This window comes from Pseudoalteromonas holothuriae (assembly GCF_945859825.1).
In the GTDB taxonomy this organism is placed as follows: domain Bacteria; phylum Pseudomonadota; class Gammaproteobacteria; order Enterobacterales; family Alteromonadaceae; genus Pseudoalteromonas; species Pseudoalteromonas holothuriae.
In genome coordinates this window covers 265,059-290,801 of record NZ_CAMAPC010000005.1, presented here as the reverse complement: position 1 = coordinate 290,801, position 25,743 = coordinate 265,059, and the positions used below count along the sequence as shown (strand labels likewise).

The following is a 25,743-nucleotide window of genomic DNA, read 5'->3' as shown; positions in this document are numbered from 1 at the left end:
CATGTCCATTAAATCGTTGTCTCGCTTATTTCAAGCTTTAGCGTTACCTAATGTTGGTTATTATGATGGTAATTTATATCGGTTCGAGCGAAAAGAAGGGAAACTGTCTTTTATTTCTGCTAAAGACAGTTTTGCACCTAAGTTAATAATAGTAAATCGAAAGTATTATAAAGAAGCTATAAAAACCCTCCCTTTTGATGATAAGAGGCAATTTGATAAACTACTGGATTTAGAAAAAGCAGAAGACTCAAGCTTATCTGCATTACTTATTAATAGGCGAAGTGGCAGTACACATTATGTCGAGTGGAGGATAAGCACATGTGTTCCAAACTCTTTTTTTATCGTACCTGAAACCATACTTTTAACTCAATTGGCAGAACCAAGGCAAGTTATTAAAATCAATGGCGATCAGCCAGTCTTTGCGTTTGCATGTGATGAAGGGGTTTACTCGAGCAAACAAAGTGCATTGATATCAAATGAAGCTCGATTTCTGCAATCAATAGGTTACCAGTTTCAAGGGGATATCAAAGTAATTGAAGAAGAAAAGCTTGCATACAGCTTATTTCAAGGTGCTATGAAACTTCCATTGCTAAAATGGAAGGCTTTTTTTAAAGGCTTAAAGAGTGATACGGGTATTAATTTATCTGTAAAACTCTTACTCCCTATGAGCATAGCATTTATTGTTTATTTACTTTTAAGTAGCCTGTTTTTGCAATGGCAAAATACCGACCTCCGATCAAAGATAGAAGCTTACCAGAGTGAAGTATCTGAAGCTTTGGCGTTGCAAAGTGAAGTAGATACTCTTGAGCAGCGCTATCGTGGGATGATTAGTTTGAGTGGCGAATTATCGGAGCATAATCAATTTTGGTTAGTGCTTGTAGATATATTACCGAAAACTAACCTAACAAATATTCGAGTAGGAAAAACTGGGCGTTATGTATTAAGAGGTAATGCGAGCAAGTCGACAGAAATATTAACATTGTTGTTAGAACACTCTATGGTAGCTGAAGCGCAATTTGATTACCCAACAAGAAAGAGCCGTGACCGGGAAATCTTTGTGATTAGTTTTACATTAAAACAAGGAGGAGAGTGATGGATAAGCTCAAAGCTCAGTTACAACAATATCCAATACTCTTAAGTATTTTAGCATCATTGCTGATAGCTAAGTTCTTTATCGTCCCAATTTATGATTGGCAAAACTCTGTTATTGATGATAATAAACAATTAACCTTACGTACCGCTAAAATTGCTAGAGTAATTGCAAATGAGGAAAAAAATCAGCTGCATTTAGCAACTTTGGATACAGAGCTTGAGAGGGCAGAGCAGTTGCTTTTTAATTTTGAAACTGATGTTCAATTTAAATTGTCACGGCAAAAGGAGTTGGAGCAGCTATTTGCAAAGCATAATGCAAATTTAAGCTCTATAGGTTGGCAGCCAGTTATTTACTTTGATGGCGTGAAGATTAAAAAGTTAGTGGCTGACATTCGTTTGAGGGCCAGCAGTATTGAAATGATTAAGCTTTTTAATGAATTAGAGAATAAAACTAAAGTAGGGGTTGAGTCATTTAACTTTGATATAAACTCTCGTGGTAGTATGTTAGGAACTATGCAAGGAACCATGACATTGAATTACTATTTGGAGAGGATTGATGAGTAGGTTTAGGAATATACTTTTTCTGATAATATTACTTATATGCTCTTATGATTTTTTTGTCAGGGTTTTGTCACCAATCAATAGTGATATGATGCCTATTGGTGAAAATAAGCCATCAATTCATTCCAATCGATTGAATTTACTCCACACGGATAAGTCGCAACTATTGACTCTAGCTTACAGCCCTTTTTTTGATGAAAAGGAAAGTGGTAATGCAAATGATACACGTAATACTCAAGAGCAAAGCTCGGGTAGCCATAAAAAAGCGCTCATTAAGAACAAGCAACTAGAGCTTAAGGCTATCGTCAGAAGTAGCGGTAAACCCTATGCTCTAATTAGCGTGGTGGACTTAAAAACTGGGGAGCAAGAGCTAGTAAAAGTAGAAACAAATAGCAGTATTGTGGGGCTTTACATGACTATAGAGTCACAAACTAAAGTTGCATTATCAAATGATGAAACGTCTATCAATTTAATGATGTATCAGCCTAAGAAAAAAGAGAATGTTTAACATGCCATCAAAATTATTATGTTCATTAGCCGTGCTGTCAATGGTTGTACTTACTGGCTGCCAAACAACGAAAAGCACTCCTTTTTCAGTTAAACCCTCTTACTTAGACGCTAGAAATTCAAAATCTTTAGAAAAAAAAACGGATATTCAAGAGTCTGCACAAGTAAAGGTTCAACAGCAAAATGCTTTCAATTATTTAACAAACTCCAGTTCGCACTTAATGGAGGTAAATCAGCAAACACTTCTTACTCAGTTTAGTAATGTTGATACGATAAAGATGAGCTCTGATAATCTGGCTGTAAAAGACTTTTTGCACTATGTATTTGGAGAGTTACTCGGGGTTAGTTATATTTTAGGTGATGCTGCTAATTCTGATTCACAGCTATTTACCCTAAATTTGCAAAAGAAAGTATCTAAAAGGAAGCTATTTAGTCTAAGTGAAGAACTCCTAAATCAAAAAGGTTATATCGTGCGCTTCAATGATGGAATTTATTATGTGCATAAGGCTGAGCAAGGTGGTAAAGCAAATGTAGCATATGGTTATGGCAACAGTGTTAGTTCAGTGCCCGAAACTGCTTTTGATATAATTCAATATATACCTTTTAGATATGGTACCCAATACACACTTGTACCTACCTTAAATCAACTATTTAATGTTCAAGTTTCTCCTGCAAGTCAGAATGACGCGCTATTAGTTCGAGGGAAACGACAAGAGGTTTTAAAGGCATTAGATTTTATCTCAATGTTAGATATGCCTAGTCTTGTGAATAAACAAATTGCTTCTTATCAACCAGTTTATAGCAGTGTTAAAGAGTTGACTGATGAGCTACAGAAGTTACTCGCTGAAGAAGGCATATCTACTACCGTTGATGGGCAATCTGGACGTGCAGTTTCCTTCGTTATGCTCGAACGAGCAGGTAAGTTGATCGCATTCGCAAATGAACTTGAAGCGCTGAAAAGAGTGGAACACTGGGTACACGAGCTAGATAAACCAAGTGCTGGTAATGAGCGAATGTATCATATTTATCAACCTAAGTTTGCCAGAGCTACTGATTTAGGACAGAGCTTGCAGTTGTTAATCGGGGGAGCAACAGGGGTGTCTAGCAGCACAAGTGCAGCTTCTCAAAATGACAGTGTAAATAATAAATCTTCAAAAGCACCTCTAACAGCATCAAACAAAGACATGCGAATGGTGATTGATGAAAGATCGAATAGTTTAATAATTGAAAGCGCAGGTGAGAAATACAGGCAGATATTACCTTTAATAAAAAGGCTGGATGTTATGCCAAAGCAAGTCATGTTAGAGGTGGTTATAGCTGAAATACAGCTAAACGGTAAGTTTTCTCGAGGAGTTAATTTTACATTAAGGAATGATCAATCAGCTAATATTGTTGGTGCCGGTAAGTTTGAGGTTGGTGGTTCTGGACTGAATTATATTCTCAAAGGAGCCAGCGGTGATATTACGCTTAATATGTTGCAAAGTGATACTAATTTGGAAATTTTATCACGTCCATCGATTGTGGTACGTGATGGCGTAACTGCTAGTATTGTTGCAGGTGATGATATCCCTACAATTGGTAAAATTGTTACAGATCCTGTAAATGGCTCTCAAACATCTATTGAATACAGAAAAACCGGTGTTCAGCTAAGTGTTACCCCAACAATAAATGCACAGGGCGTTGTGATTATGGAAATCTCACAACGGATAAGTAGTACTAGCCCTACAAGCAGTGAACTAGAAGGGGCACCTATTGTTGCGGAAAGAACTATTGAGACTGAGGTGGTAGCTGAAAGTGGACAAACCGTAGTGCTAGGGGGGTTAATGAGAGAGAATAACTCAATTAGTGATAGAGCTGTGCCTGGCTTTTCATCAATCCCTATTTTGGGGAAGCTATTTGATTCAACAGAAAAGAGTAATGATAAAGTTGAGTTGATAGTAATGGTAACGCCAAAAATAATCGAAAATGGAGATGCTTGGCGTGCAGTTAAAAAAGAGTTTATTGGAAGATTTCAATATCTTAAAGTCGAAAATTAACTTGACATTGATATAGTGATAAATATACTTTTTGTTTGACTGAAATTTAGGATTAAGTATAATCCAGCCAGTTTTGCTCTATGTGGCATCTCTTGTAGTATTTTTGCAATGTTGTTACGATAAGTTTATGGTGGCGGATAACTAATATAGAGCGAAAATAAAAAATCATTTTCGTTTATACAAAAAGTTGCCATTTGTTTAATGAGATAATAGCATTGAACAGCCGGCTTGATTTACTATGCTATTAAAGCTTGTGTTTTATCGAGCGAACAAATTTTAACTTTTTTGATCATCAAACTAGTGATAGATTGATCAAAAGGTAATAAAGTATCCTGAATGGGAAGATAGTTAATCTTTCACTTTTAGGTTTCATGAAACTAGGAGAATGGAAAAAATGTTTAAGAAATCTCTACTAGCGCTTGCGCTATCTGGTGCTGCTGTATCTGCAAATGCTGCTACTGTAGTAACTAACACGTTAACTCAAACAGCTAATACTTCAATTACAACTCCAGAAGTAACTGCTGCAGTTAAAGTATCTAAAGAAGGTATTGAAGGCGCTGCAAACACTCGTATTATCTTTGATGCGATTGCTACAGCTAATGATCAGCCAGCTGCAAATATTCAGCCTACTGCTACAGAACTTGGTTTATATGCTACAACTGATATTGTTATCAAAGAAAACGATACAATCATCGTTACTTTACCTGGTGGCGTTTTCGACACTACTTTAACTCCAACTATCAAAACTGTAACTTTCCAAGATGCAGCTGGCGATACAGATGCTGATGTTACTGCATCTACTGCGTCATTTGTTAAGTACGACGGCGACAAAATGATTTTTGCTGTGACTGGTGGCACTTTCCCAATTGCTACTTATAACATTGGTGGATTTGCTCTAAAATCAACAAGCTCAGCATCTATCACTCCTAGCTTTAAAGCTGTGAGCACTGTTACTGCAATTGGTGATTACGCAACTGGTTCTGCTAAAGCAGCTGCTTACACAATCGTTTCTGAGCTTGCTGGTGTGAAAGTTACTAAGAGCTTGAATGGTGTTATTGACGTTGCAGCAGATCGTAAATTGTTCACTGCTGGTAACGATACAACTACAACTGATGTAGTTACAGTAAACACAACAACTACAACAGTTGACAAGCTAGCCATCACTGGTCCTGCTGATTTCGACATTACTTTATCTGGTAATTTCTCAGCTCTTGATACTGACGGCGACAACAAAATTGAGACTGGTGAAGGTTCAGTATCTTTAGGTGCAACTGCTGCTGTTTGGGCTGCTGACCTAAGCTCTGTTACTTTCAAAGATGTAGCGGTAAACACTGCTCATAACGTTTCAGTTAATATTTCAGCAACTGCAGCAAACCGTAAAACTCTAGCTACTCAGAGCTTTACTACTTCTGTAACTTCTGACTATACAGCAACTACAGCTAAAACTGACGTTAAAGTGTTAACTGGTGTAACAGCTGGTTCTTGGACTCTTAATGGTTCAGAAATTGAGGTTCCTTACTTACCATTTGGTGATAATACAGCGCCAATCCTACGTTTAACTAACGCTTCAACTAAGTCTGGTGACTTAACAGTTCGTTATATGATCGAAGGTACAGAAGCTTCATGGAAAACTCTAGGTGTTCTTACTACTATTAAGCCTGGTATTACTAACATTGCAGATCTAGTAATTAATGCTGTTAAAGCTGATGCTGGTGTTACTAAAGGTAAAGTTGCTTTAGAGTTAGTAACAAATGTTCCAGATGCTGACGTAGACGTTACTGCTGGTTTCAAAGTTGTTTCTGAGCAAGACCGTGGTATTGTTACTACAATTAAGAAATAATTTTATTTTTTGATGAAAAGCAAGCTTCGGCTTGCTTTTTTTTTATCTGTCTTCCTATAAATTCGAGTTGCTATGATTTCAACCAAAGATAATTGTTTATTTGTGCATATCCCTAAAGTAGCGGGGCAAAGCATAGAGTTATTTTTTGTTGAACGCATGGGTCTTAAATGGAACCAGCGCGATGGTTTGTTATTACGACCAAATAAAGAGCCGTTATTAGGTCCACCTAGGCTAGCTCACCTATATGCTGAGGAATATACCAAGTTTGGTTATACATCAAAAAGTGAGTTTGATAGCCTGTTCAAGTTCAGTTTTGTTCGTAATCCTTGGTCACGTTTAGTCTCGGAATTTACATATCGGCGTGCTCTTGGTCATAGTGGATATCAGCAAGGATTTAAACATTTTGTACTAGAAAGTTTCCCTACACCAGATAGAGATAATTACATAACTGGTGTTGATCACTTTCGGCATATAGTACCTCAGAGTCGTTTTTTGTATGATGATGCAGGTAACTGTTTAGTTGACTTTATTGGTCGTTTTGAGTCGTTACAAGATGATTTCGCAAAGGTCTGTGAAAGTTTGAAGATTAACAGCGCTATTCTCCCTCACAAGAATAGTACCCAAAGTTTATTGGGTACTGGAAAGTTAAGAGATAAATTTCGGAAAAAACTCTTTGCTGATAAAGCAAAACCTCACTATAGTGCTTACTACTGTAGTGAAACACTTGATTTTGTAAATAGTTTTTACAAAGAGGATATTGCACGTTTTGGTTATAAGTTTGAATTGCATTAATGAAAGGGCTATTTTCAAGGGCACTCAGCGTATTAGTTGTTAAAATCATTTTTGTCATTATTGGTTTTTTAACAACACTTACTCTCGCTAAATTATATTCGGCCGACCAACTCGGTGATTATTTTTGGTTACTTTCTTGTATTACTCTTATGTGTGTTGTGATGCGGTTTGGTCAAGAAAATATGCTTATCAAGCTAATTGTGCAAAGTGCAAAGCGCACTGAAAAGCAGATAATATCTACCCAAGCTATGGCTATAGTATTAGTCACAGCCATTGTGGTTTTACTCATTAATTTATTCGTAAACCTTCTCACTGCGTCCACTCTCGGAATTAGTAATCTGATTCTAGTCAATGCAATGTTTTTTGCATTAATTTCAATTATTGGCTACAGCATGCAAGCGGTAGGAAACTCGGTAATACAACAGTTTTTATTGAATATACCAAGGTTATTGAGTGCGCTTTTAGCCATAGTACTTTTTTGGCTGTTTAATGAGTTGGTCTCGTTAGATCTTATTGTGACTTTCACATTTTTTATAGGCTTACTTTTTGGCCTGCTGATGTTTTATTTAAAGGGATTTAGGTTAACGCCCTCACCGGTTAAGTTGTTAACAAATAAAACACAAACTTACCATTATCTGTGGATTAGCTTTTCTGCTGTGTTGATGGCTGAAGCTGCTATAGTGTTACTAGGAGTATATGGTAATGCTAAGGAGGTCGCTTACTTTGGCATCGCAACTAGGCTGGTTTCTTTAATTGCTTTCGTTTTACTTGCATTTAATTCGGTTACAACGCCAAAGTTTGCAGCACTTTTTAAACAAGGAAAGCACTCTGAACTAATTTCTTATTATCAAAGTTCACGGCGACAAAGTATGTTTATCTCTTCATTTTTTGCTGTTTTCTTTTGGGCTTCGGGAGAGTTTTTACTTAGCCAGTTTGGAGAGCAATATCAGCAAGCGAGCGAGGTTTTGTTGGTGCTCCTATTAACGCAGTTAATTAAAGTATTTGTGGGTGCTGCGGGGCAATTGTTGATGATGGCCGATAGAGTTACTCTTCAAAAGTACTGTATTACAGCTGGTGTTTGCACTTTGCTGGTTAGCTGTTACATTCTTATACCCTTGTTTGGCGCTTTAGGCGCCGCTTTCGCAACGCTTATTGCCACAGCAGTTAATAATTTTTTAGCTCTATTTTATGTAAATAGATATTTAGCAATACCGCTTAGCTTGGCGAATCCTCGATAATTTTGTACCATAGGCGACTGTTTTTCTTTGCCTATTGTGCCCGTGTGAAAATTGCTATTTTTATAGATGTGTTTCCTATTGCCTCACAAACATTTGTAATGAATCAAATTACAACTTTAATTGACTTAGGCATAGATGTTGAGATTCTAGCGTTATACTCAGGTGATCAAACTATTTTGTTACAACCACAACTTTTAGGTTATCAGCTAAATCAGCGAGTCCAATATTTACTAACTGCAAAGCAATCTAAATTTTCACTGATTAGTCAAAGGTTAAATCAGGTGGTTAAAGGTTTGTTATTTAGTAAGAGTAGACAAAAAGTCTTTGCTGGCTTAAACCCGAAATTTAATGAGCAAGCTCGTAATCTAATGTTAAGCAGTATTGCTGCGTCACAAACTAATAGTCTAAAATTTGATTGGATAATTGCACACTTTGGCTCTTCAGGAGTCATCGTTAATCATTTAAGAGATATGGGTGTAATTGATGGGTCTATAGCAACTGTCTTCCATGGGTTAGATATCACAGCAGAGCTCAATATGAAAAATACTCAGCGCAACTATCAACGCTTATTTAAAAATACAGAACTCTTATTGCCAATAAGTAATTTGTGGAGAGATAAGCTTTTATCACTTGGTGCTGATAAAGAGAAAATCCACGTGCAACGAATGGGTGTTGATTTATCACTTTTTAACGCAGACAGGAAAGAGATATCGAATAAGCCTTTTAACATATTAACTGTAGCGCGTTTTTCGCAAAAAAAAGGTTTGAAATATGCTTTGCAAGCTTTGGCTTCGCTACCAGATTCAATTGAGTTTAAATATCATCTTGTAGGCTATGGTGAGCTAGAGATGCAGCTTAGAGCTCAATGTACTGAGTTAGGGCTAGATAATAAAGTGTCTTTTTTAGGTCCAATGAATAGTAAAGAAGTAGTTGAGCAGATGAGGTGGGCAAGTGTTTTTCTGCAGCCTAGTATAACTGCCGACAATGGAGACAAAGAAGGGGTTCCTGTTAGCATTATGGAAGCCATGGCAAGTGGCACAGTGGTATTGAGTACTCTTCACAGTGGGATCCCTGAGTTAGTACAGCATAAAGTTAATGGTCTTTTAGCGCCTGAGAAAGATGTTATGGCTTTGTCTAGATATCTTGAATTACTCTGTAATGATACTGTGCTTCGTCAGGATTTAGCCGATAATGCGCTTGAACGAGTTCGGAATTTGGCTGACGTGAAGGTTCTCAACCAGCAACTACTTAGCTTAATGCAACAGTACAAAGGTGGGCATTAATGAAAGATAGTGCTTGTGAAACGCAAGATGTAACTAAAGTCGCTGATTTTTTTATCGCGGGTGCAATGAAATGCGGTACGACAACTTTACATCAGATGTTAAATGCTCATCCAGATATTTTTATGGCTAAAGATGAGCTTTTTTATTTTGATATGGATGATATTGCTCAGCATCCAGATTTTATTTTTAGGCAAAATGGCCAGTTGCATGCCCCCGATATTAGGAGTGATGTTTATAAGTATTGGTATCAAAGTCGTTTTTCACAAGCAAGTAGTGGCCAATTGAAAGGTGAAGACTCTACTACCTATATTTGCTCTGAGCTGGCTATTAAGCGCATGGCTAAGCTAAAACCCAAGGCTAAAATAATCATTATGCTTCGCCAGCCAAGCCAGCGTGTTTATTCTCATTATTGGCATATGGTTCGCGCTGGGCGTGCAGGCTATAGTTTTGAAGATACTTTGCGCTTTCAGCCTCATTTATTATTACAGCGTAGCGAATATAGTGCGCAGTTAAGGGTTTTGTATCGTTATTTTCCTCGTGATCAAGTTAGAGTGATCTTATTTGAAGATTTTATTGTCGATCCAAAGCAGGCAATTGAGAGTGCATGTCTTTTTTTGGAACTCGATGCAAAAAAGTTACCAGATAATGCATTGCAGACTCATGCTAATAAAGGTCAAACTCCTAAATTTCTAAAACTTCACTTATTGAAATGTCGGATTTTTAGAGGCGCGGTAAGTAATACATATAGACAGCATTTTACGGACAAGGGCACTGGTAAATCATTAGATTTATTTGAAAGAATTTATCGTAGGCTTAATCCTATGATTGATAAGTCTCCTGAAAAAATGACACCGCAGCATAAACAGTTACTTGATGAGTATTTCTCAAAGATCATGACTGATATTAATGAACTGACTGGTTTAAACGCATATCAGACTTGGTTTGGTAAGGAGAAAAATTGATTAAGAAAATAAAAGCGCTGCTAGCACTATACAACCAGTACTCTGATCCGGATACAGTTTTTATTTATCAAATGGGTAAAGTTGGTTCAACAGCACTAGAGGATGCAATAAAAGGTGCTGTGCATATTCATAATTTTTATAGCCACAATCATCCGTGCAAATTGCGCTTGCAGGGTCTTGCAGGTTTTGGTTGGCGGTACTATTGTAAACGTTTTGTTCAAGAGTGTGAACTGGCCGTGAAGCGACTGGCTTTCAGGCGAAGGAAGCATAGCAAAGTAATTACTCTAGTAAGAGAGCCACTTGAGCGAAATATTTCAATGTTCTTTCATGATTTAGATTGCTATTTATTTGCTCTTTATAGCAATTGTGACCGGTCTATTTACCCTCCAGTCGCTACTAGAACACAGGATCCTGAAGTATTAAATGATGCATTTTTAAAGCATTTTGAGCATGATTATCCTTTATTTTGGTTTGACAATGAATTAAAGCGAATGACAGGTGTTGATGTATACAAACACCATTTTGATAAAAGCAAACGCTTCCTAAAGGCTGAGAGCCACTCTTGTGAGGTTTTGTGTCTAGATATTCGAGTGCTTGAACAATCGGCTGACTTACTATCAGAGTTTTTAGGGCAAAAAGTTGCAGTCTGTTTTGCTAATCAAGCTGAAAGAAAGTGGTATGGTGATGTATATGCAACTTTTAAAAATACGCACTGCCCGAGCCTGGGGTTCCATAAAGTGCTAAAAAATAGCAAATATTATCAGCACTTTTTCCCATAGGCGCTCAATGAAAAATCATATTATTCTGACTGGTAATGCATACTATCCAAATATTGGTGGTGTGGAGAATTCACTCCGTCATTTAGCAAAATCTTACCTTGAATCTGGTTATCAAGTAGATATTTTGGTAGGAAATACTAATACAGTTTCAGAGTATGTTTTACCTGAATATGAGGTGATCGAAGGTATTTCGGTTTACCGCTTTGGAGCTTATGGCAAGTGGGCGCAATACCCTTTTATTAATACATGTGCTCGACTCTATGATATGGCAAAGAAATTTAGAAAGATTTCTGGCTGCAACACCTTGGCTGTTATCAGTAGGTATCATGATACGACGTTAATTGCCAAGCTGAGTATCAAGTTGCCAGTGCTCTACTTGATACCAGGAGTTGTCCGAGAGCAGAATAAAGCAATTAATACATTTCAAAGCAAATCCTTACAGGAAAAGTTTGTAAAGAGGCTAAAGTTACATATACACGATACTGTTCAGAAGCTTGCTTTTTGTCATGCAGATGTCTTGTTGGCATTTAGTAACAATATGAAGCAGCAAGTTGAAACGTGCTTAAACGGGCGCCAATTAGACATAAAGCTTACTAAACCTGGGGTCGATTCAGAACGCTTTCAGCCAATAGACAAAGCACTGAAGCAACCGTTGCGAGCTTCATTAGAGTTACCTTGTAAAGGTACTTTACTATTAGGAGTTGGCCGTTTAGTAAGAGCGAAAGGCTTTCATTATCTGATTGAGGCTTTGCTTTATAGCGAAAGTTGCAGTGCTATCATATTAGGAGATGGACCAGAAAAAGAAACTTTGCAGCATTTAGCTGAAGAGCTGAAAGTTGCAGATAGAGTAATATTTAAAGGGGGGGTCAATAACCCTGAATTATATTATCAAGCATCGGATATATTTGTAATGACGTCAGTATATGAGCCTTTAGGGCAGATAGTACTAGAAGCTCTCGCCTCCGGGTTACCGATAGTCGCATTCTCAAAAAATGCAATGCCTCAGACGTCAACAGAAGAGTTATTATCTCATGAAGAGTGTGTTTTTGTAGAGCAGGCGAGTGCATACCACCTTGGCGAAGGTATTAATCGATTAGTTGCAGATAAAAATCAACGCGAATCTTTATCAAGGCGGGGAAGAGAGCGTGCAAAAAGCAGCTACAGTTGGCCAAGTTTAGCAAAGGAGCTTCGAGTAGTCGCTGAGCAAATTCAGCTGTAAAGTCTGCCCCTTTAGGCTCTTGCTTACAATGTGTTTGCTAAAGTGTTAGATAATAGTAGCGACGGATACAGTATTTTTAATGAGCAGCGTAAACATCAAGAACTTTATGCTTTTACTCCTGATAAAGTTTACCACGGTAGACAAAGATACGCTGCATAGCTGGATCAATTACTTAAAAAACTAGTTAGACATATATATTTTTTCTAACTTACCGATTTTGTACAAAACCGCTAAGAAAATAAATAAAGTGCTGGCAAGTACACCACAAAACCACTCTATCCAAGCTGAGTCAATGAATAGCAAAATAAACACAATTAAGCACACCATGATGTTGTAGTGAGCCCAAGCCACTTTTTTCCATACTCTGTTTGCTAAGATAGTGCGAGAGTAAAAATACAGTATAAATGTTGCGCCGGTGGCTATTGCAGCTCCTTTTGCGCCAAGTTTAGGTATCAGCCAGAGGTTTATCGTGATGTTAAAAATAGCTGAAAGCAAGGTGATATAGATCATATAACTTGTTTTTCTGCTTAAATTAATACCTACTCCAGAGATCTCAGAAAGTGCATAAAATATTGGGTACAACATTAAAAATGGAAAAATATCTACTGCGAGTGCAAACTGTTCACCTAACAGTAAGCTAACTATATCTCTTAACGCTACACTTAATAGGAATACAATAATCATAAGAGTTGTCGCGGCTTTTCCTGCTAAGTTAAATTGAGAGGTTGGCACTGCAGCTTGATGCCACTTAAGGCTCAATGGCACCCAATAGGTTGAAATTATAACTTGTAATATGGTTAATGCAGCGCAGAGTTTGTAAGCTGCAGCATAAATACCAAGCTCATTATAGTTAGATAACCAACGTAGCATGTATTGATCAGCTGAGTACAAAACCCACATTAAGAGAGTTGAAAATAGCAGTGGGAAAGCATATTTGAATAACTGTCCAAATAGTACTTTGTCGAAGTGTGTTGTAGAGAATATAGCTATATTTTGTCTTGCCTTGAACCAGCACCCCAGTGTCACAATAAGAACAGAAATGCCATTGGCTAAGAGCACCCCAATTAAGCTGCTAACCTTTAAAATTTCGACAAAAATAATAATAAATAGCAGATTAAATAAGGCTTGTAAAAATAATGCAAGAGAGTAGCTCATTGCCTTATTTTCTAAGCGCATGATGAGTTGTAGGTAGCGCAAAGTAATGGTAAATAATAAAGTTATAACGATAATAGCTAGAACTTCAGGGCGGTAATCGCCAAATAAAAAGGCCGAAATATGATCGCGAAATACGTAAAAAATCGCAATAATTGAGCTAAATAATACTAAGCTCATGAAGTAAGTATGGCAGAATAATTTTTGTTTGTTTTCTTGCTCATAGTATTCGCGCATAAAGGCTTGATCAAAGCCACTTAGAGCATAAAACAATAAAAGTTGAATCGTGATCTGTGCAAGCGCAATTTGAGCGTATACATCAGGTACAATCAGTCTTGTTAAGATTGGTAATGTTATAAGCCCAAGTAATGAGGCGCCAATGGGACCTAAGGCATAAGAGACGAGCGTTTTAAGTGACATTGAGTTTAATACCTAGGTTATTACATCTTGAAATTGCTTAGTCATACTGTTGATATAAGCTTTTTTACCAAAACGAAGTTTACAATACTCATGTATTTCTACTGGGTTATAGCTGTCGTAAGTTAGATGTAATTGTTGGAGCTGAGTTGCAAGGCTTTGTACATTATCATTTTTAGCGAGTAACCCCACTTTACTAGTGACAATTGTTTCAGGCCCACCACATTGCGTTGCTATCACAGGTTTTCCAAGTGCTAGGGCCTCAATAAGTACCACGCCAAATGTTTCGTATTTACTAGCTGATACCAACACACTGGCATTGCTTATTTCTTCAAGCGCGCGGGCTCTATTAATGTTACCTAAGAAAGTCACTTGACTCTCCAGTTTTAGTTCTCTTGATAAAAGTTCAAGATTTGCTCGCTCAACACCATCTCCCGCGATAGTTAGAGTTACATTTTTGTTTGTGCGGAATTGCTCATAAAATGCCAAGAGAAGGTTATCAATAGCTTTATTTTTATTAAGGGAACCTATTGCAATAAATGAGAATTTATTGTTTTTCTTGGGCTCTTCAAAGTTATCAAGAAATTGCTGTTCTACCATATTTGGAATTATATTCCATACTTGGTGCGCAGTTTCACAAAAAGCAGCTTTTAAGTCATTAGCGAAAGGTTCCGATACTGCAATTAACTTATTAGCTTGTTCAAAAACTTTCTTTGCAAGCACCTTATCTTTTTGTGTGACAAGATCTCTGGCGTATATTGAGCAATGCTCAGTAACTAGATAAGGGATGTTAAATTCAGCGGATAATTCGCGTGCAACAACACCACCGAAAAGCGCGCATTGAGCATGAATCGCATCTGGCAAACCATGTTTTTTAACATACCTTTTGAACAGCAGCTTTAATCCAAACCTAACGACTATTTCATCAAATTTAGCAGAACGAGGCAGCCAGCGCATAACATTCAATCTATAGGTTGGCAAACCTAAATCAATACTCTCATCAACACCTTGACTAAAAATAGCCCGCCAATTACGTAGTCCGTGAAGGCACACTGCAAGAACCGCTACATCTATATCAGACTCACTTAAGGCAATAGCTTGCTCTCGAAAAAAGCTGCCTGCGGCGTCATGCTGATCTGAAGGGTACCAAGATGGAAGAACAACGATGTGCATATACTTACATAGTCCTAAAGTGATTTGCGCGTATAATATCACATGGGACAAATTGATAAATAGATAGGTAGCTGCATGTGCTTTGATAGAAATAATGCGATGATATAAACAGAATAAAATAAGCGAGCTATTGAACACATTAATCAATAGCTCTTTATATTTATGAGGAAATTACAACCAATTTTTTGGTGGGCCAAGTAATAGCCCGAGTGAATCGGCATAAGTAAGCGCTCTAGTTCAGCCGTACATATCCCCCAACTTTTTTGGGCAATCTCGCAATTGTCAATTACGTTATGTGTTGCTAAGTGAACCGTTAACCCTTCACGCTTCGCTCTATCTAGAAGTTCCCATACAGTATTCCAGTCTGGCCTTTCTAACCTATCAATGGCCATTGCATTACCTGGGCAAGTTGATGGACTTTTCCAGCTGACGTTAAATAACCGAACTGTATCAAAAATGGTCTCTAGTTGCTTGGTTATAGACTCCGTTCCTCAGCCATAGGGGTATGCAAAATGTTTTAAATTATAATCGGCGTAGAAGCTCATGCACCTTTTATGTAATCCCCTTTATATGTACGAGCGAATTGGTGTGAGCAAGAGTGATGACCAATAATATTTCCTTTCCTGAATAGTTGGTCTATGTAGTGCTTCTGACCTTTTTGTAAAACCAAATCAGCATTAACATAATAAATTGCTTTCATATCAAACGCTTCAAATAGCTGGTTCGCTCTTTTCCACCAAGACTCAGCATAGGCATCACCAAAAGAAACCATGAGGTGTCCCTTTGGCTTAAATATCGGTGTAAAAATACAGCTACTAGTTACTTTATTGATACGACAAGTATTGTCATACAAAGTTCCATCGCAGCCATTTACACTATCGATTTCTAACCCTTCTACGGGAGTGATGTAAATGACGCAGTGTTACCATGCTTTGCTATTTGAGAAAGAGAAGAAACACTTCCTAAACTTTTATCACTTATATTTGCGGTGACCGTATAAGTCTTTTTTTCAAACTGAGCCGTTAAGTCACATGATTGTGTGACTGGTGATATCACGTACTTTTCATTTTTAAGTTCACCTTCACAGCCGGCTATGAGTTTTATAGTGGAGCCTTGGTTGGCTGACACATCAAAAGAAATAGAGCTGCCGTACTTTGCAGTCATTAATAGAGTCTAATGAAACCCCTTTTGATTTGGTTAAAACCTGGAAAGTGACTTGACCATTTTGTGCTATTTTTAATGAGGTTGGGGTAATTGATCTTAGCCCTACGACTTTAGAGGTTAGCGAAAATGCTTTGTTACCAGAGCCGATAGCGGCACTATTTGCTGTTGTATTAACGTTATTCTCAGGGTTGTAATTATCGACACACCCAGTTGTATGAATCAAAATCAGGGAAATCAAAGTGGTTTTTTTTGAGCATTTTAATTGTTTCTCAGCGACTAAATTCAGTATAAATATCCCTTTAAGTGGTACTAATTAGTTTTTCTGTATTCTGTTGTCGTTATGGGGACGTTAGTTTGAAGCAAGAGTATTGTTGGGCGCATAGAGTGGAAAGTGGGCGGTATAGGCCAAAAAATCAAAATGGTTATGGCAAGATGCTTTGTGAGCATGTAGAATTACGCGGCTATTTATTAGTGACAGTGGGCTGAGTTAGCGCGTCACTTTGTGTAAGTTTGTGTGAGGCGTATTAAAGTGAATGAGTTACTGAGAAAAGTAAAAAAGGCCCCGGATATAAATAAAAGATTTGATGAGGTTTTGCATGGAGATATTAAAAAAACAGAGGTAATAACTTTTGTCAATCCGTATTCTTACCTTCTTTTACGCGATGAAGTCTCAATTATTGAAAATATAGATGCTATTTATACAGATGCCATATCTTCAGCAAAATACTTAAGTTATTTATTCAAACAAAAGGTGCCCAGAGTTAGCTTCGATCAAAGCTCATTTGCTAATGATTTTTTAGAAAGGGCAGATCGAGAAGGGTTTTCAATATTTCTTTTGGGAACAAAAGAAAAAGAGCTCAATAAAGCAATTAGTAACTTCAAAGCACATTACAAAAATATTAATATAGTTGGCTCACATGATGGCTATTTTGATGATGACGAGAAGATGATTGAAAGTATCTTATCCACTAACCCTGACTTTGTCATTTGTGGGATGGGAACGCCTCGGCAAGATAATTTTGCTGTAAAGCTTAAGCTTCGTTCAAGCGGGATTATTAAGCAAATATACACATGTGGTGGTTTTTTGCATCAAAGTGCAGAGTCCCTTGTTTATTATCCTCAGTGGATAGATAAACTTCACTTACGCTGGCTTTATCGTGTTTTTGAAAATTCGTATGTTATCAAAAGATTGCTAGGTAGCTACCCTAAATTTTTTTTCTTGGTATTGAAAGATTTAAAGTCATAGCTCGCTATATTTCAGAGAAAGCATGTTCACTTGGTTAATGGTATTTTTGAACTCAACCTATTCGTTAAAGAGAGTAATTTGAAAGTTGCATATTTACTAATATTGAAAAGTAATCAATATGATAGTGTATACGATAAAGTGATTTCTCAGGTAGAAACTTGGCAATCCTTAGGAGTCGATGTAAAGCTGTTTTTGATTACTAATGAAATTGTTAAGCACCCTAATGTAGAGGTAATCTCCCCTAGCTTTACTTGGTCACTAGCGCGTAAATTAAAACAAGTTATAGATTGTTTTTCACCTGACATCATATATCACAGGATGTGGGTGTTGCCCACGTTATTAGTGCCACTTTTCTTTAGTAACTACAAGCTTGTTGCTGAATTAAATACGGATACTGATGCCGAAATTAAGCTCCAACGAAGTAGTTCGTTAAAGGGTTTCATTACCTATGTCTATAACTTGGTGACAAAGCCATTTTATCATCGGTGCTTGTCAGCAGTGGTGTCGGTAACTAAAGAGTTATCTACCTCTGTTTCGGTGGGTAATGTTGCCATAGTACCTAACTCTATTGATATTGAAGGGTTTAAATATCGTAAGGAAGTTAACTCATCATTGTCAATTTTGTTTGTTGGCACGCCGGGCTTAATGTGGCACGGACTTGATATTTTGAATCAGTTAGCCAAGGCCACAAATGGTACCTTACAATTTCATGTCGTTGGAATGGAGCGAGATGTCTTATCAGACCCTGCTGAAAATATACATTTTCATGGCTACCTACCTATGGATGAGTATGCAGATATTGCAAAACGTTGTTCAGTTGGAATGGGGACGCTGGCATTGCACCGTAAAGGGATGAAGGAAGCTTGTCCTTTGAAGGTGAGAGAATACTTAGCTGCTGGCTTACCTGTAATACTGCCATATGAAGAAACTGCATTTCTAGATGAAGAGCCCAGTTGGATATTAAAAATAAACTCATCACAGGATGTTCTTGACTCTAAGACAATAACAAATGTAGTTAAGTTTACTCAAAAGGTGCAAAAAGTGGTTGTTGAACAACATGATGTAGCAAGGTTTATTGACAGTCATCAAATAGAAAGAAAAAGAGTCGCGTTTATGAAAACTCTCATGGGTATTGAATAGCATGACAGATAGGCAAGTTGAACCTTTAGTATCAGTGCTCATGCCTGCTTACAACTGCACTAAAACAGTTGAAGTAGCTATCGAATCGATTGTTGCGCAAACCTATAAACAGGTTGACGTTGTTATCATCGATGATGGCAGTCAAGATGATACTTATAAAGTATTGTGCGACTTAAAGACAAAACACCCAAATATTCGGCTCTATCAGAATGAAGAGAACCTAGGCTATTTAAGGACTTTCAATAAACTGCTGAGCTTAGCAAAAGGTGAATTTATTACATTTTTGGACTCTGATGATTGGATAGCCAAAGATAAAATAGAAAAACAGCTTAGGTTTCTTCAAGATAACCAGGAATATGGGTTTTGTGGTACAGGGTTTAATCGCACTAATAGTAAAGGTAAAGTATACCAACAAGTTACTTTACCTTTAGAGTTTCATGAGATTCAAATGTACTTGCAGAACGAGGTGGAGGTATGCTTTTGTGGCTCATCGATTATGGTAAGAAAAAGTGTCGTTGAAGATGTTGGTGGATACAACGAATTTTTTCTTGGTTGCCCTGCCGAAGATTACGATTGGATCAGGCGAATGGCAAATAAATACAAGTGCGCCAATATTCCAGAGTGCCTTTACTACTATCGTTTCTCAATTGACTCGTTGACGAGGAATGTGAGTTACAGTATTAAAGCTCAATCTGCGGCGGAACTTGCGTTGTTCTTTGATCAGCAGCGTGCGAAGTATCAGGGAAAAGACGCGTTGTCAGATCCACAGTATCAGCCAGAATTAGAGACCTTTTTAGCCACTAAGCAGGCTGAATTTGATAAAAATCCTGAACAGCTAGCACAGCGGATTGCAATTAATGAAGCAATTCACGGTAAGCTAAAAAATGTCATGTTGGCTTTATGTCGGTTAATTAAATTGAGCCCGATTAGAGGTTTATTATTTTCAATGTTGACGTTAGCCGTTTTTATCATACCAAATGATATTTTACTGGTGCTAAAAGCACGTTTCAAAAATGCGGATAAATAGATTTTAACAGTTAAACACAAACAGAATTCTGAGGAACTATATGTTTAATCAACCTCAATTGCCCAAGTTATCCGTGATCGGATTAGGTTATGTAGGTCTGCCATTAGCAGTAGAGTTTGGCAAGCTTTACGATGTGGTAGGCTTCGATATTAATAGTAACAGAGTAGCGCAGCTAAAATCAGGCTTTGATAATACATTAGAAGTAAATCAAGAGCAGCTAGGTAAAGCGAGTAAGTTAAAATTCTCTTGTGATGAAGGCGACTTAAGTGGCAGTAATATATACATCGTAACAGTGCCTACACCAATAGATGATACTCATGCACCAGATTTAACCCCTTTGCGTAAAGCTTCTGAGCTAGTTGGGCGACATATTTCAAAAGGGGATACTGTCATTTTTGAGAGCACGGTATACCCAGGTGCAACTGAAGAAGTGTGTATCCCAATTATTGAGAAAGTTTCTAACTTAAAGTTTAACGAAGGTTTTTTTGCGGGCTACTCACCCGAGCGAATTAATCCAGGTGATAAGGTCAATACACTGACTAAAATCATTAAAATTACTTCAGGTTCAACACCTGAAGTTGCTAACTTTGTTGACGATATATATCAACAGATTATTAGCGCTGGTACCTATAAGGCTTCATCAATTAAAGTAGCTGAGGCTGCTAAAGTGATAGAAAATACGCAACGAGACCTAAATATTGCAGTTATTAATGAGTTTGCAAAAATATTTAACCGTTTGCATATTGATACAGAAGAAGTGTTGAACGCGGCAGGTACAAAATGGAATTTCTTGAAGTTCAAGCCTGGCTTGGTAGGCGGGCATTGTATTAGTGTTGATCCGTACTATTTAACTTATAAAGCAGAAGAAGTGGGGTATCGTCCCGAGGTCATTCTAGCCGGCCGTCGTATCAATGATGGCATGGGTGAATATGTAGCAACGCAATTAGTAAAAAAGCTATCGAGCCGTAAAATTCATATCGATGAAGCAAAAATATTGGTCTTGGGATTCACCTTTAAGGGGGATTGTCCAGATGTGCGAAATACGAAAATAATAGACGTTGTTCGCGAGCTGAAAGATTTTAATATGTCAGTAGATGTATATGATAGCTGGGCCAGCGTAGATGAGGTGCAAAACGAATATGGTTTAGCGCTAACAGATAAAATTCAAACTGGTCAATATGACGGTATTGTATTGGCTGTCGATCATGATGAATTTAAACAGTGGGGCGTTGATAAAATACGCTCATTTGGTAAGAATGAACACGTGTTATATGACGTTAAACATGTGTTAAACCCACAAGATGCAGATATAAGGTTGTAACGATAAATGGATAAGGTAAAAAATTTCGCCTTAATTGGCGCTGCTGGTTACATTGCACCTCGTCACATGAAAGCAATTAAGGAAACGGGAAATCACCTGGTTGCGGCAATGGATAAAAATGACTCGGTTGGTATTATCGATAGCTTTTTCCCTGAGGCTGATTTTTTTGTAGAATATGAACGATTTGACAGACATATTGATTTGTTAAAGCGAAAGGGTGAAAAGATTGATTATGTTGCAATCGCTTCACCTAATTATTTACATGACTCTCATATCAGGTTTGCACTAAAAAATGGTGCTGATGCTATTTGTGAAAAGCCTTTGGTTTTAAATCCTCACAATATAGATGCTTTAAAAGAAGTGGAACAAGAAACGGGCAACAAAGTCTATAATATTCTTCAGCTAAGGCTACACCCAAGTATAATTTCTTTAAAAGAAAAGGTAGCAAAAGAATTACTACGAACTCCGGATAAGATATTTGAAATTGATCTGAGTTACCTTACCAGTCGGGGGCATTGGTACTTCACTTCATGGAAGGGGGACGACTCAAAATCAGGTGGCATCGCAACCAATATAGGTGTGCACTTTTATGATATGCTTTCATGGATTTTCGGGTCGGTAAAGAAAAGTGAAGTGTATGTTAGAGAAGAGAATGTATCTGCTGGCTATTTAGAGTTAGAAAATGCCAGAGTGAAGTGGTTCTTATCTGTTGATAGCAGTTATTTACCTGAGCATATCGTGGCATCAGGTCAGCGTACTTATCGCTCTATAACAGTTGATGGTGATGAAATTGAGTTTTCAGGAGGGTTTACGGATCTTCACACTGCAAGCTATCAACATATCTTAGAAGGCAAAGGCTTTGGATTGGAAGAAGCTCGATCTAGCATAGAGATTGTTAGTAAAATTCGGACATGTGAAGTAATTAAACCTTCAGCAGAAACTAAACACCCCTTTATAAGAGTATGAGTATGAGCTATCAAAAGCATGATAGTGCAATTGTAGATGAAGGTGCCTTGATTGGCGATGGTTCCCGTATATGGCATTTCGCTCATGTGTGCTCTGGCGCAAAAATAGGTAAAGGCTGCTCTTTAGGTCAAAATGTATTCGTTGGCAACAAAGTGACGATTGGCGACAATGTTAAAGTGCAAAATAACGTATCTGTATACGATAATGTGCATCTTGAAAGTGACGTGTTTTGTGGGCCTAGCATGGTTTTTACTAATGTTTACAACCCTCGTTCTTTTATTGAAAGAAAAACAGAATATAAAGATACCTTGGTTAAAAAAGGGGCTACGCTTGGTGCAAATTGCACCATAGTTTGTGGTGTTACGATAGGAGAATATGCACTTGTTGGTGCAGGCGCCGTCGTGAACAAAGATGTAATACCCTTTGCATTAGTAGTGGGGGTGCCCGCTAAACAGATTGGTTGGATCAGCAAATATGGTGAGCAATTAGACTTGCCATTAACTGGATGTGGTTCGGTAATTTGTCCATATACACAAGATGAATACCGGTTGGAAAACAACCAGTTGACTTTGATTAGCGAATAACGGTGGTGTGATGCAATTTATTGACTTAGCTGCTCAGTATCAGCATTTAAAAATAAAAATAGATAAACGTATACAAACTGTTTTGGAACATGGTCAATATATCATGGGTCCAGAAGTACAAGAGTTTGAGCAAAAACTTGCCGAGTATGTTGGTGTTAAGCATGCAATTACATGTGCAAATGGGACCGATGCCCTTACTTTATCACTAATGGCACTAGGAATTGGCAAAGGAGATGCGGTTTTTTGTCCAACGTTTACTTTTTTTGCGACTGCTGAAACTGTTTCATTTGAAGGTGCTACACCTATATTTGTTGATTCGAACCCTGATACTTTTAATATTTGTCCAGATGATTTAGAAAAGCGTATTGTTGACGTGCTTGCCGAAGGTAGTTTGCAACCAAAAGCGATTATTGCAGTTGATTTATTTGGTTTACCTGCGAATTACCCCGCTCTTGAAGCACTTGCAGAGAAATATAATCTCAAGTTAATAGAAGATGCAGCGCAAGGTTTTGGTGGGCATATTAATGGCCAAAAAGCAGGCTCTTTTGGTGATATTGCGACTACAAGCTTTTTTCCAGCTAAGCCTTTAGGCTGCTATGGTGATGGTGGTGCTATTTTTACTGATTGTGATGAGTATGCAGAATTAATCAAATCGTATCGTGTACACGGGAAAGGGAAAGATAAATACGATAATGTACGCATTGGCATGAATAGTCGCCTTGATACGATTCAAGCAGCTATTTTATTAGAAAAGCTAGCTGAATTTCCTGTTGAATTAGAAAATCGTAATGACGCAGCCAATAGATATACTCTGCAGTTGAAAAATACATTTAAAACCCCTGTTGTGCCAGATGGGTATGGCAGTTCATGGGCACAATACACGTTGCAAAGTGATGAGCGCGTGCGTGCAATGGCTGATTATAAAGCACAAGGTATTCCTACCGTGATTTATTATGGTAGGTGCATGCATGAACAAACTGCATTTGTTGATCTTGGATATCAAGCTGGTGACTTTCCTATAGCCGAAAAACTTGCGCGATCAGTATTTAGTTTACCCATGCACGGTTACCTGTGATTGTTAGTTTAATAGCAGTGAAATTAGGGAATGGCTTGTAAGTAGTATGGATATTTCGGTTGTTATTCCACTTTATAATAAAGCAAGCTATGTTGTTCGTGCAATAGAGTCTGTTATGCAACAAACAGTACCTGTTAAGGAGGTAATTGTTGTTGATGATGGTTCTTGTGATGGTAGTGCAGACATTGTTGAGGCACTTGATTATAAAAATTTAGTGATCCATCGGCAAAGTAATCAAGGTGTATCATGTGCTCGTAATGTAGGGGTGTCCTTAGCAAGTAGTGAGTTTGTTGCTTTTTTAGATGCGGATGACTTTTGGCAGCAAAACTTTATTGAGTCAATTTGTTGTTTGCATCAACTCTATCCTGCGGCTAAATTACTTTGTACTGGGTATGAATTTGGCACGTTAGATGGTAATAGAAATGCCGTAAACTCAAAGCTCGATGCAGCTCATGGGCTAATAAAAGACTATTTTCAAGCGTGTTGCAATGAAGACTTACCTATCACCGCATCCTCGGTTTGTTTAGATAAACACTGTCTTATTAGTATGGGGGGTTTTCCAGAGTCATTGACATTAGGAGAAGATCAGGTTGTCTGGGCTTCTATTGCATGCAAATGGCCAATAGCTTATATGCAAAATAGCTGCGTAGTATACGATTTGCAAGCCTCAGAAAGTGCCTCTGAGCGGATTGATTACCAGAGTCCATCACCACATCTAATGACTTTTGAGCAATTAGAGCTACAAGGTGCTGTACCAGAAAAAATGCTTAAAAGTTTGCACTATTTACAGCATTTAACAGTGATGAGTAGTATAAAAAGTAATTTGATTCATGGCCGTAAACGTCAGGCTGCTAAGTTATTGTTTACTCATCCAATGTTAAGATGGGATCTATATCGGCTCTCTGCAGTTCTGCTATTATTGCTGCCTGTTTCTTTAAATGTTTGGCTACTAAAAAAAGCCAAATCGCGTAGAGCGAAGAGTATATAAATGATTAGGCAGCAATATTTTATCCTTTTTATTGTGCTAGCATTGGTGGGTTGTGTTTCTTACAACTCATATAATTTACTCCCTGTAAATGCTATTTTTGAACTTTTGATAGTTGCATCTTTGCTTTTTGTGGCAAAGCGTATGGAACCTCGGGCTTGGTATATTTTTTCGCTTTGTGCTGGATATTTTGGCGTTTGTTTAGTATTAGCACTTTCTAGAGGTACACACCCAGTAGATTTTCTTTTTGCTTATAAAACCTATTTTTATTTAGCTATATTGTGCTTTTTTTCAGGGAAAATATTGTTTACATCTGAAATGCTTAAGCTACTTTGGCGAGCAATGTTGATGTTGTTTTTCATTAAGTATGTAGCATGGTTAGTTCTAAGTGCTGATGAACGACCGGGTATATTTACCGAGAATAATTTTGAAATTATGTTCTTACTGTTGCTTGGTTGCGCTGTGTGGAGCCTTAAGAGCCGGCTTTCTATTAATGAGTGGGCTATGTTAGCGGTTGTAATATTTTTATCGGGTTCACGCTCTGGTGTTATTTGCTTTTTAGCAATGCTAGTTCTGCTATATATTAAAGAAATGACTTGGAAAACTGTTATACAGATAACACTAGTTGGTTTGGCAGGGCTTGGTGTAGTGGCGATATTTATTGCTCGACTAGCTGGTGGTAGTGTAGAGGATATTGATCGGGTTGTATTCTTTCAAGTGTTTTTAAGTGCCATCTCTGATTGGCAGTGGTATGAATTTTTATTTGGTTCGCCTGCATTGACTGCTCTACCTACCGAGGCATGTGAACGTTTGGCGTTTTATAAAACGTTATTTAGTGCAAAAGACCCCTCTATTTGTTATTCAGTTATATTGCATTCCTACATCACTAGAGTCATATTTGACCATGGGTTTATTGGTTTATTATTCACTTTCTGGGCTATTAATGCCTTACTTAAAGCTAGCCTCGTTGAAATAAGAGTTAGACTAAGTGTGCTTGCTATTTTGTTTTTAAATGGTATTTCAGTTAGCTCAGTAAATAGCGTTTATGCAGCGCTTGGATTGATTATTGTATTAACTGGGCTATACCCAAAAAGGTTAGAGTTAGAGAAGAAGAGGTTTCATCTTTTAGACACAAATCGCAAATAGTATATTAGCAGCTTCACAGGCCTTACAGTGCATTATTT

25 protein-coding genes are annotated in these 25,743 nt (G+C 37.6%); 20 read left to right on the top strand and 5 right to left on the bottom strand.

What is annotated here, in order from left to right; all coding sequences use genetic code 11:
* Position 1 precedes the first annotated feature (1 nt).
* From OCI93_RS09295 to OCI93_RS09245, 11 genes are all read left to right on the top strand, one after another.
* Positions 2–1,093 carry a hypothetical protein gene (locus OCI93_RS09295; protein WP_261626262.1) on the top strand — a complete coding sequence of 364 codons (1,092 nt, stop codon included), beginning with the start codon at positions 2–4 and terminating at the stop codon, positions 1,091–1,093.
* Entirely contained in the window at positions 1,093–1,656 is a 564-nt protein-coding gene (locus tag OCI93_RS09290) for a hypothetical protein (RefSeq protein ID WP_261626261.1), read from the top strand. Before OCI93_RS09295 ends, OCI93_RS09290 begins: the two co-directional genes overlap by 1 nt.
* Before the next feature lie 85 nt (positions 1,657–1,741).
* Entirely contained in the window at positions 1,742–2,161 is a 420-nt protein-coding gene (locus OCI93_RS09285) for a hypothetical protein (protein ID WP_261626260.1), read from the top strand.
* Position 2,162: 1 nt separating this feature from the next.
* The gene (locus OCI93_RS09280) at positions 2,163–4,196 is read left to right on the top strand and encodes a secretin N-terminal domain-containing protein (protein WP_261626259.1); all 2,034 of its coding nucleotides are present in this window, start codon (positions 2,163–2,165) and stop codon (positions 4,194–4,196) included.
* Between the two features lie 385 nt (positions 4,197–4,581).
* Positions 4,582–6,036 carry a hypothetical protein gene (locus OCI93_RS09275; RefSeq protein WP_261626258.1) on the top strand — a complete coding sequence of 485 codons (1,455 nt, stop codon included), beginning with the start codon at positions 4,582–4,584 and terminating at the stop codon, positions 6,034–6,036.
* Positions 6,037–6,108: 72 nt separating this feature from the next.
* A complete protein-coding gene (locus OCI93_RS09270; RefSeq protein WP_261626257.1) occupies positions 6,109–6,828 on the top strand; it encodes a sulfotransferase family protein in 720 nt (239 codons plus the stop codon).
* Entirely contained in the window at positions 6,828–8,066 is a 1,239-nt protein-coding gene (locus OCI93_RS09265; protein ID WP_261626256.1) for an MATE family efflux transporter, read from the top strand. The genes OCI93_RS09270 and OCI93_RS09265 overlap by 1 nt, the downstream gene beginning before the upstream one ends.
* Positions 8,067–8,164: 98 nt before the next feature.
* A complete protein-coding gene (locus tag OCI93_RS09260) occupies positions 8,165–9,349 on the top strand; it encodes a glycosyltransferase (protein WP_261626255.1) in 1,185 nt (394 codons plus the stop codon).
* A complete protein-coding gene (locus OCI93_RS09255) occupies positions 9,349–10,311 on the top strand; it encodes a sulfotransferase family protein (RefSeq protein WP_261626254.1) in 963 nt (320 codons plus the stop codon). The genes OCI93_RS09260 and OCI93_RS09255 overlap by 1 nt, the downstream gene beginning before the upstream one ends.
* Positions 10,308–11,090, top strand: coding sequence for a putative capsular polysaccharide synthesis family protein (locus tag OCI93_RS09250; RefSeq protein ID WP_261626253.1), 783 nt, complete (start codon positions 10,308–10,310; stop codon positions 11,088–11,090). The genes OCI93_RS09255 and OCI93_RS09250 overlap by 4 nt, the downstream gene beginning before the upstream one ends.
* Before the next feature lie 7 nt (positions 11,091–11,097).
* The gene (locus OCI93_RS09245; RefSeq protein ID WP_261626252.1) at positions 11,098–12,309 is read left to right on the top strand and encodes a glycosyltransferase family 4 protein; all 1,212 of its coding nucleotides are present in this window, start codon (positions 11,098–11,100) and stop codon (positions 12,307–12,309) included.
* A 180-nt stretch (positions 12,310–12,489) separates the two neighbouring features.
* Here the strand turns inward: OCI93_RS09245 and OCI93_RS09240 are convergent, their stop codons facing one another.
* The 5 genes from OCI93_RS09240 to OCI93_RS09220 form a co-directional block, all read right to left on the bottom strand.
* Entirely contained in the window at positions 12,490–13,881 is a 1,392-nt protein-coding gene (locus OCI93_RS09240; protein ID WP_261591888.1) for a lipopolysaccharide biosynthesis protein, read from the bottom strand.
* 12 nt (positions 13,882–13,893) lie between these two features.
* Positions 13,894–15,051, bottom strand: coding sequence for a glycosyltransferase (locus tag OCI93_RS09235; protein ID WP_261626251.1), 1,158 nt, complete (start codon positions 15,049–15,051; stop codon positions 13,894–13,896).
* Positions 15,052–15,194: 143 nt separating this feature from the next.
* Positions 15,195–15,443: a hypothetical protein gene (locus tag OCI93_RS09230; RefSeq protein ID WP_261591890.1), complete on the bottom strand. Its 249-nt coding sequence runs from the start codon at positions 15,441–15,443 to the stop codon at positions 15,195–15,197.
* A gap of 149 nt (positions 15,444–15,592) precedes the next feature.
* Positions 15,593–15,904 (bottom strand): polysaccharide deacetylase family protein, encoded by a 312-nt coding sequence (locus OCI93_RS09225; protein ID WP_261591891.1) that lies wholly within the window; start codon positions 15,902–15,904, stop codon positions 15,593–15,595.
* A 41-nt stretch (positions 15,905–15,945) separates the two neighbouring features.
* Entirely contained in the window at positions 15,946–16,215 is a 270-nt protein-coding gene (locus OCI93_RS09220) for a hypothetical protein (protein WP_261591892.1), read from the bottom strand.
* A gap of 529 nt (positions 16,216–16,744) precedes the next feature.
* Between OCI93_RS09220 and OCI93_RS09215 the strand changes: the two genes are divergently transcribed.
* From OCI93_RS09215 to OCI93_RS09175, 9 genes are all read left to right on the top strand, one after another.
* A complete protein-coding gene (locus tag OCI93_RS09215; RefSeq protein ID WP_261591893.1) occupies positions 16,745–17,461 on the top strand; it encodes a WecB/TagA/CpsF family glycosyltransferase in 717 nt (238 codons plus the stop codon).
* A gap of 78 nt (positions 17,462–17,539) precedes the next feature.
* The gene (locus tag OCI93_RS09210) at positions 17,540–18,601 is read left to right on the top strand and encodes a glycosyltransferase family protein (protein ID WP_261626250.1); all 1,062 of its coding nucleotides are present in this window, start codon (positions 17,540–17,542) and stop codon (positions 18,599–18,601) included.
* A gap of 1 nt (position 18,602) precedes the next feature.
* Positions 18,603–19,628 carry a glycosyltransferase family 2 protein gene (locus tag OCI93_RS09205; RefSeq protein ID WP_261591895.1) on the top strand — a complete coding sequence of 342 codons (1,026 nt, stop codon included), beginning with the start codon at positions 18,603–18,605 and terminating at the stop codon, positions 19,626–19,628.
* Positions 19,629–19,668: 40 nt separating this feature from the next.
* Positions 19,669–20,949: a Vi polysaccharide biosynthesis UDP-N-acetylglucosamine C-6 dehydrogenase TviB gene (gene tviB / locus OCI93_RS09200; RefSeq protein ID WP_261591896.1), complete on the top strand. Its 1,281-nt coding sequence runs from the start codon at positions 19,669–19,671 to the stop codon at positions 20,947–20,949.
* A gap of 6 nt (positions 20,950–20,955) precedes the next feature.
* Positions 20,956–21,915 carry a Gfo/Idh/MocA family protein gene (locus OCI93_RS09195; RefSeq protein ID WP_261591897.1) on the top strand — a complete coding sequence of 320 codons (960 nt, stop codon included), beginning with the start codon at positions 20,956–20,958 and terminating at the stop codon, positions 21,913–21,915.
* 2 nt (positions 21,916–21,917) lie between these two features.
* Positions 21,918–22,499, top strand: a complete 582-nt coding sequence (locus tag OCI93_RS09190) for an acyltransferase (protein WP_261591898.1) — start codon at positions 21,918–21,920, stop codon at positions 22,497–22,499.
* 10 nt (positions 22,500–22,509) lie between these two features.
* Positions 22,510–23,574 (top strand): DegT/DnrJ/EryC1/StrS family aminotransferase, encoded by a 1,065-nt coding sequence (locus tag OCI93_RS09185; protein WP_261591899.1) that lies wholly within the window; start codon positions 22,510–22,512, stop codon positions 23,572–23,574.
* A 46-nt stretch (positions 23,575–23,620) separates the two neighbouring features.
* Entirely contained in the window at positions 23,621–24,562 is a 942-nt protein-coding gene (locus OCI93_RS09180; protein ID WP_261591900.1) for a glycosyltransferase family A protein, read from the top strand.
* On the top strand, positions 24,563–25,705 hold the full coding sequence (locus tag OCI93_RS09175) for a hypothetical protein (protein WP_261591901.1): 1,143 nt from the start codon (positions 24,563–24,565) through the stop codon (positions 25,703–25,705).
* Positions 25,706–25,743 lie beyond the last annotated feature (38 nt).

Excerpts from the sequence above, each read along its gene's own strand:
- OCI93_RS09295 (WP_261626262.1), top strand. The coding sequence starts at position 2 with ATGTCCATTAAATCGTTGTCTCGCTTATTTCAAGCTTTAGCGTTACCT.
- OCI93_RS09290 (WP_261626261.1), top strand. The coding sequence starts at position 1,093 with ATGGATAAGCTCAAAGCTCAGTTACAACAATATCCAATACTCTTAAGT.
- OCI93_RS09285 (WP_261626260.1), top strand. The coding sequence starts at position 1,742 with ATGATGCCTATTGGTGAAAATAAGCCATCAATTCATTCCAATCGATTG.
- OCI93_RS09280 (WP_261626259.1), top strand. The coding sequence starts at position 2,163 with ATGCCATCAAAATTATTATGTTCATTAGCCGTGCTGTCAATGGTTGTA.
- OCI93_RS09275 (WP_261626258.1), top strand. The coding sequence starts at position 4,582 with ATGGAAAAAATGTTTAAGAAATCTCTACTAGCGCTTGCGCTATCTGGT.
- OCI93_RS09270 (WP_261626257.1), top strand. The coding sequence starts at position 6,109 with ATGATTTCAACCAAAGATAATTGTTTATTTGTGCATATCCCTAAAGTA.
- OCI93_RS09265 (WP_261626256.1), top strand. The coding sequence starts at position 6,828 with ATGAAAGGGCTATTTTCAAGGGCACTCAGCGTATTAGTTGTTAAAATC.
- OCI93_RS09260 (WP_261626255.1), top strand. The coding sequence starts at position 8,165 with ATGAATCAAATTACAACTTTAATTGACTTAGGCATAGATGTTGAGATT.
- OCI93_RS09255 (WP_261626254.1), top strand. The coding sequence starts at position 9,349 with ATGAAAGATAGTGCTTGTGAAACGCAAGATGTAACTAAAGTCGCTGAT.
- OCI93_RS09245 (WP_261626252.1), top strand. The coding sequence starts at position 11,098 with ATGAAAAATCATATTATTCTGACTGGTAATGCATACTATCCAAATATT.
- OCI93_RS09240 (WP_261591888.1), bottom strand. The coding sequence starts at position 13,881 with ATGTCACTTAAAACGCTCGTCTCTTATGCCTTAGGTCCCATTGGCGCC.
- OCI93_RS09235 (WP_261626251.1), bottom strand. The coding sequence starts at position 15,051 with ATGCACATCGTTGTTCTTCCATCTTGGTACCCTTCAGATCAGCATGAC.
- OCI93_RS09230 (WP_261591890.1), bottom strand. The coding sequence starts at position 15,443 with ATGGCCATTGATAGGTTAGAAAGGCCAGACTGGAATACTGTATGGGAA.
- OCI93_RS09220 (WP_261591892.1), bottom strand. The coding sequence starts at position 16,215 with ATGACTGCAAAGTACGGCAGCTCTATTTCTTTTGATGTGTCAGCCAAC.
- OCI93_RS09205 (WP_261591895.1), top strand. The coding sequence starts at position 18,603 with ATGACAGATAGGCAAGTTGAACCTTTAGTATCAGTGCTCATGCCTGCT.
- tviB (WP_261591896.1), top strand. The coding sequence starts at position 19,669 with ATGTTTAATCAACCTCAATTGCCCAAGTTATCCGTGATCGGATTAGGT.
- OCI93_RS09195 (WP_261591897.1), top strand. The coding sequence starts at position 20,956 with ATGGATAAGGTAAAAAATTTCGCCTTAATTGGCGCTGCTGGTTACATT.
- OCI93_RS09190 (WP_261591898.1), top strand. The coding sequence starts at position 21,918 with ATGAGCTATCAAAAGCATGATAGTGCAATTGTAGATGAAGGTGCCTTG.
- OCI93_RS09185 (WP_261591899.1), top strand. The coding sequence starts at position 22,510 with ATGCAATTTATTGACTTAGCTGCTCAGTATCAGCATTTAAAAATAAAA.
- OCI93_RS09180 (WP_261591900.1), top strand. The coding sequence starts at position 23,621 with ATGGATATTTCGGTTGTTATTCCACTTTATAATAAAGCAAGCTATGTT.
- OCI93_RS09175 (WP_261591901.1), top strand. The coding sequence starts at position 24,563 with ATGATTAGGCAGCAATATTTTATCCTTTTTATTGTGCTAGCATTGGTG.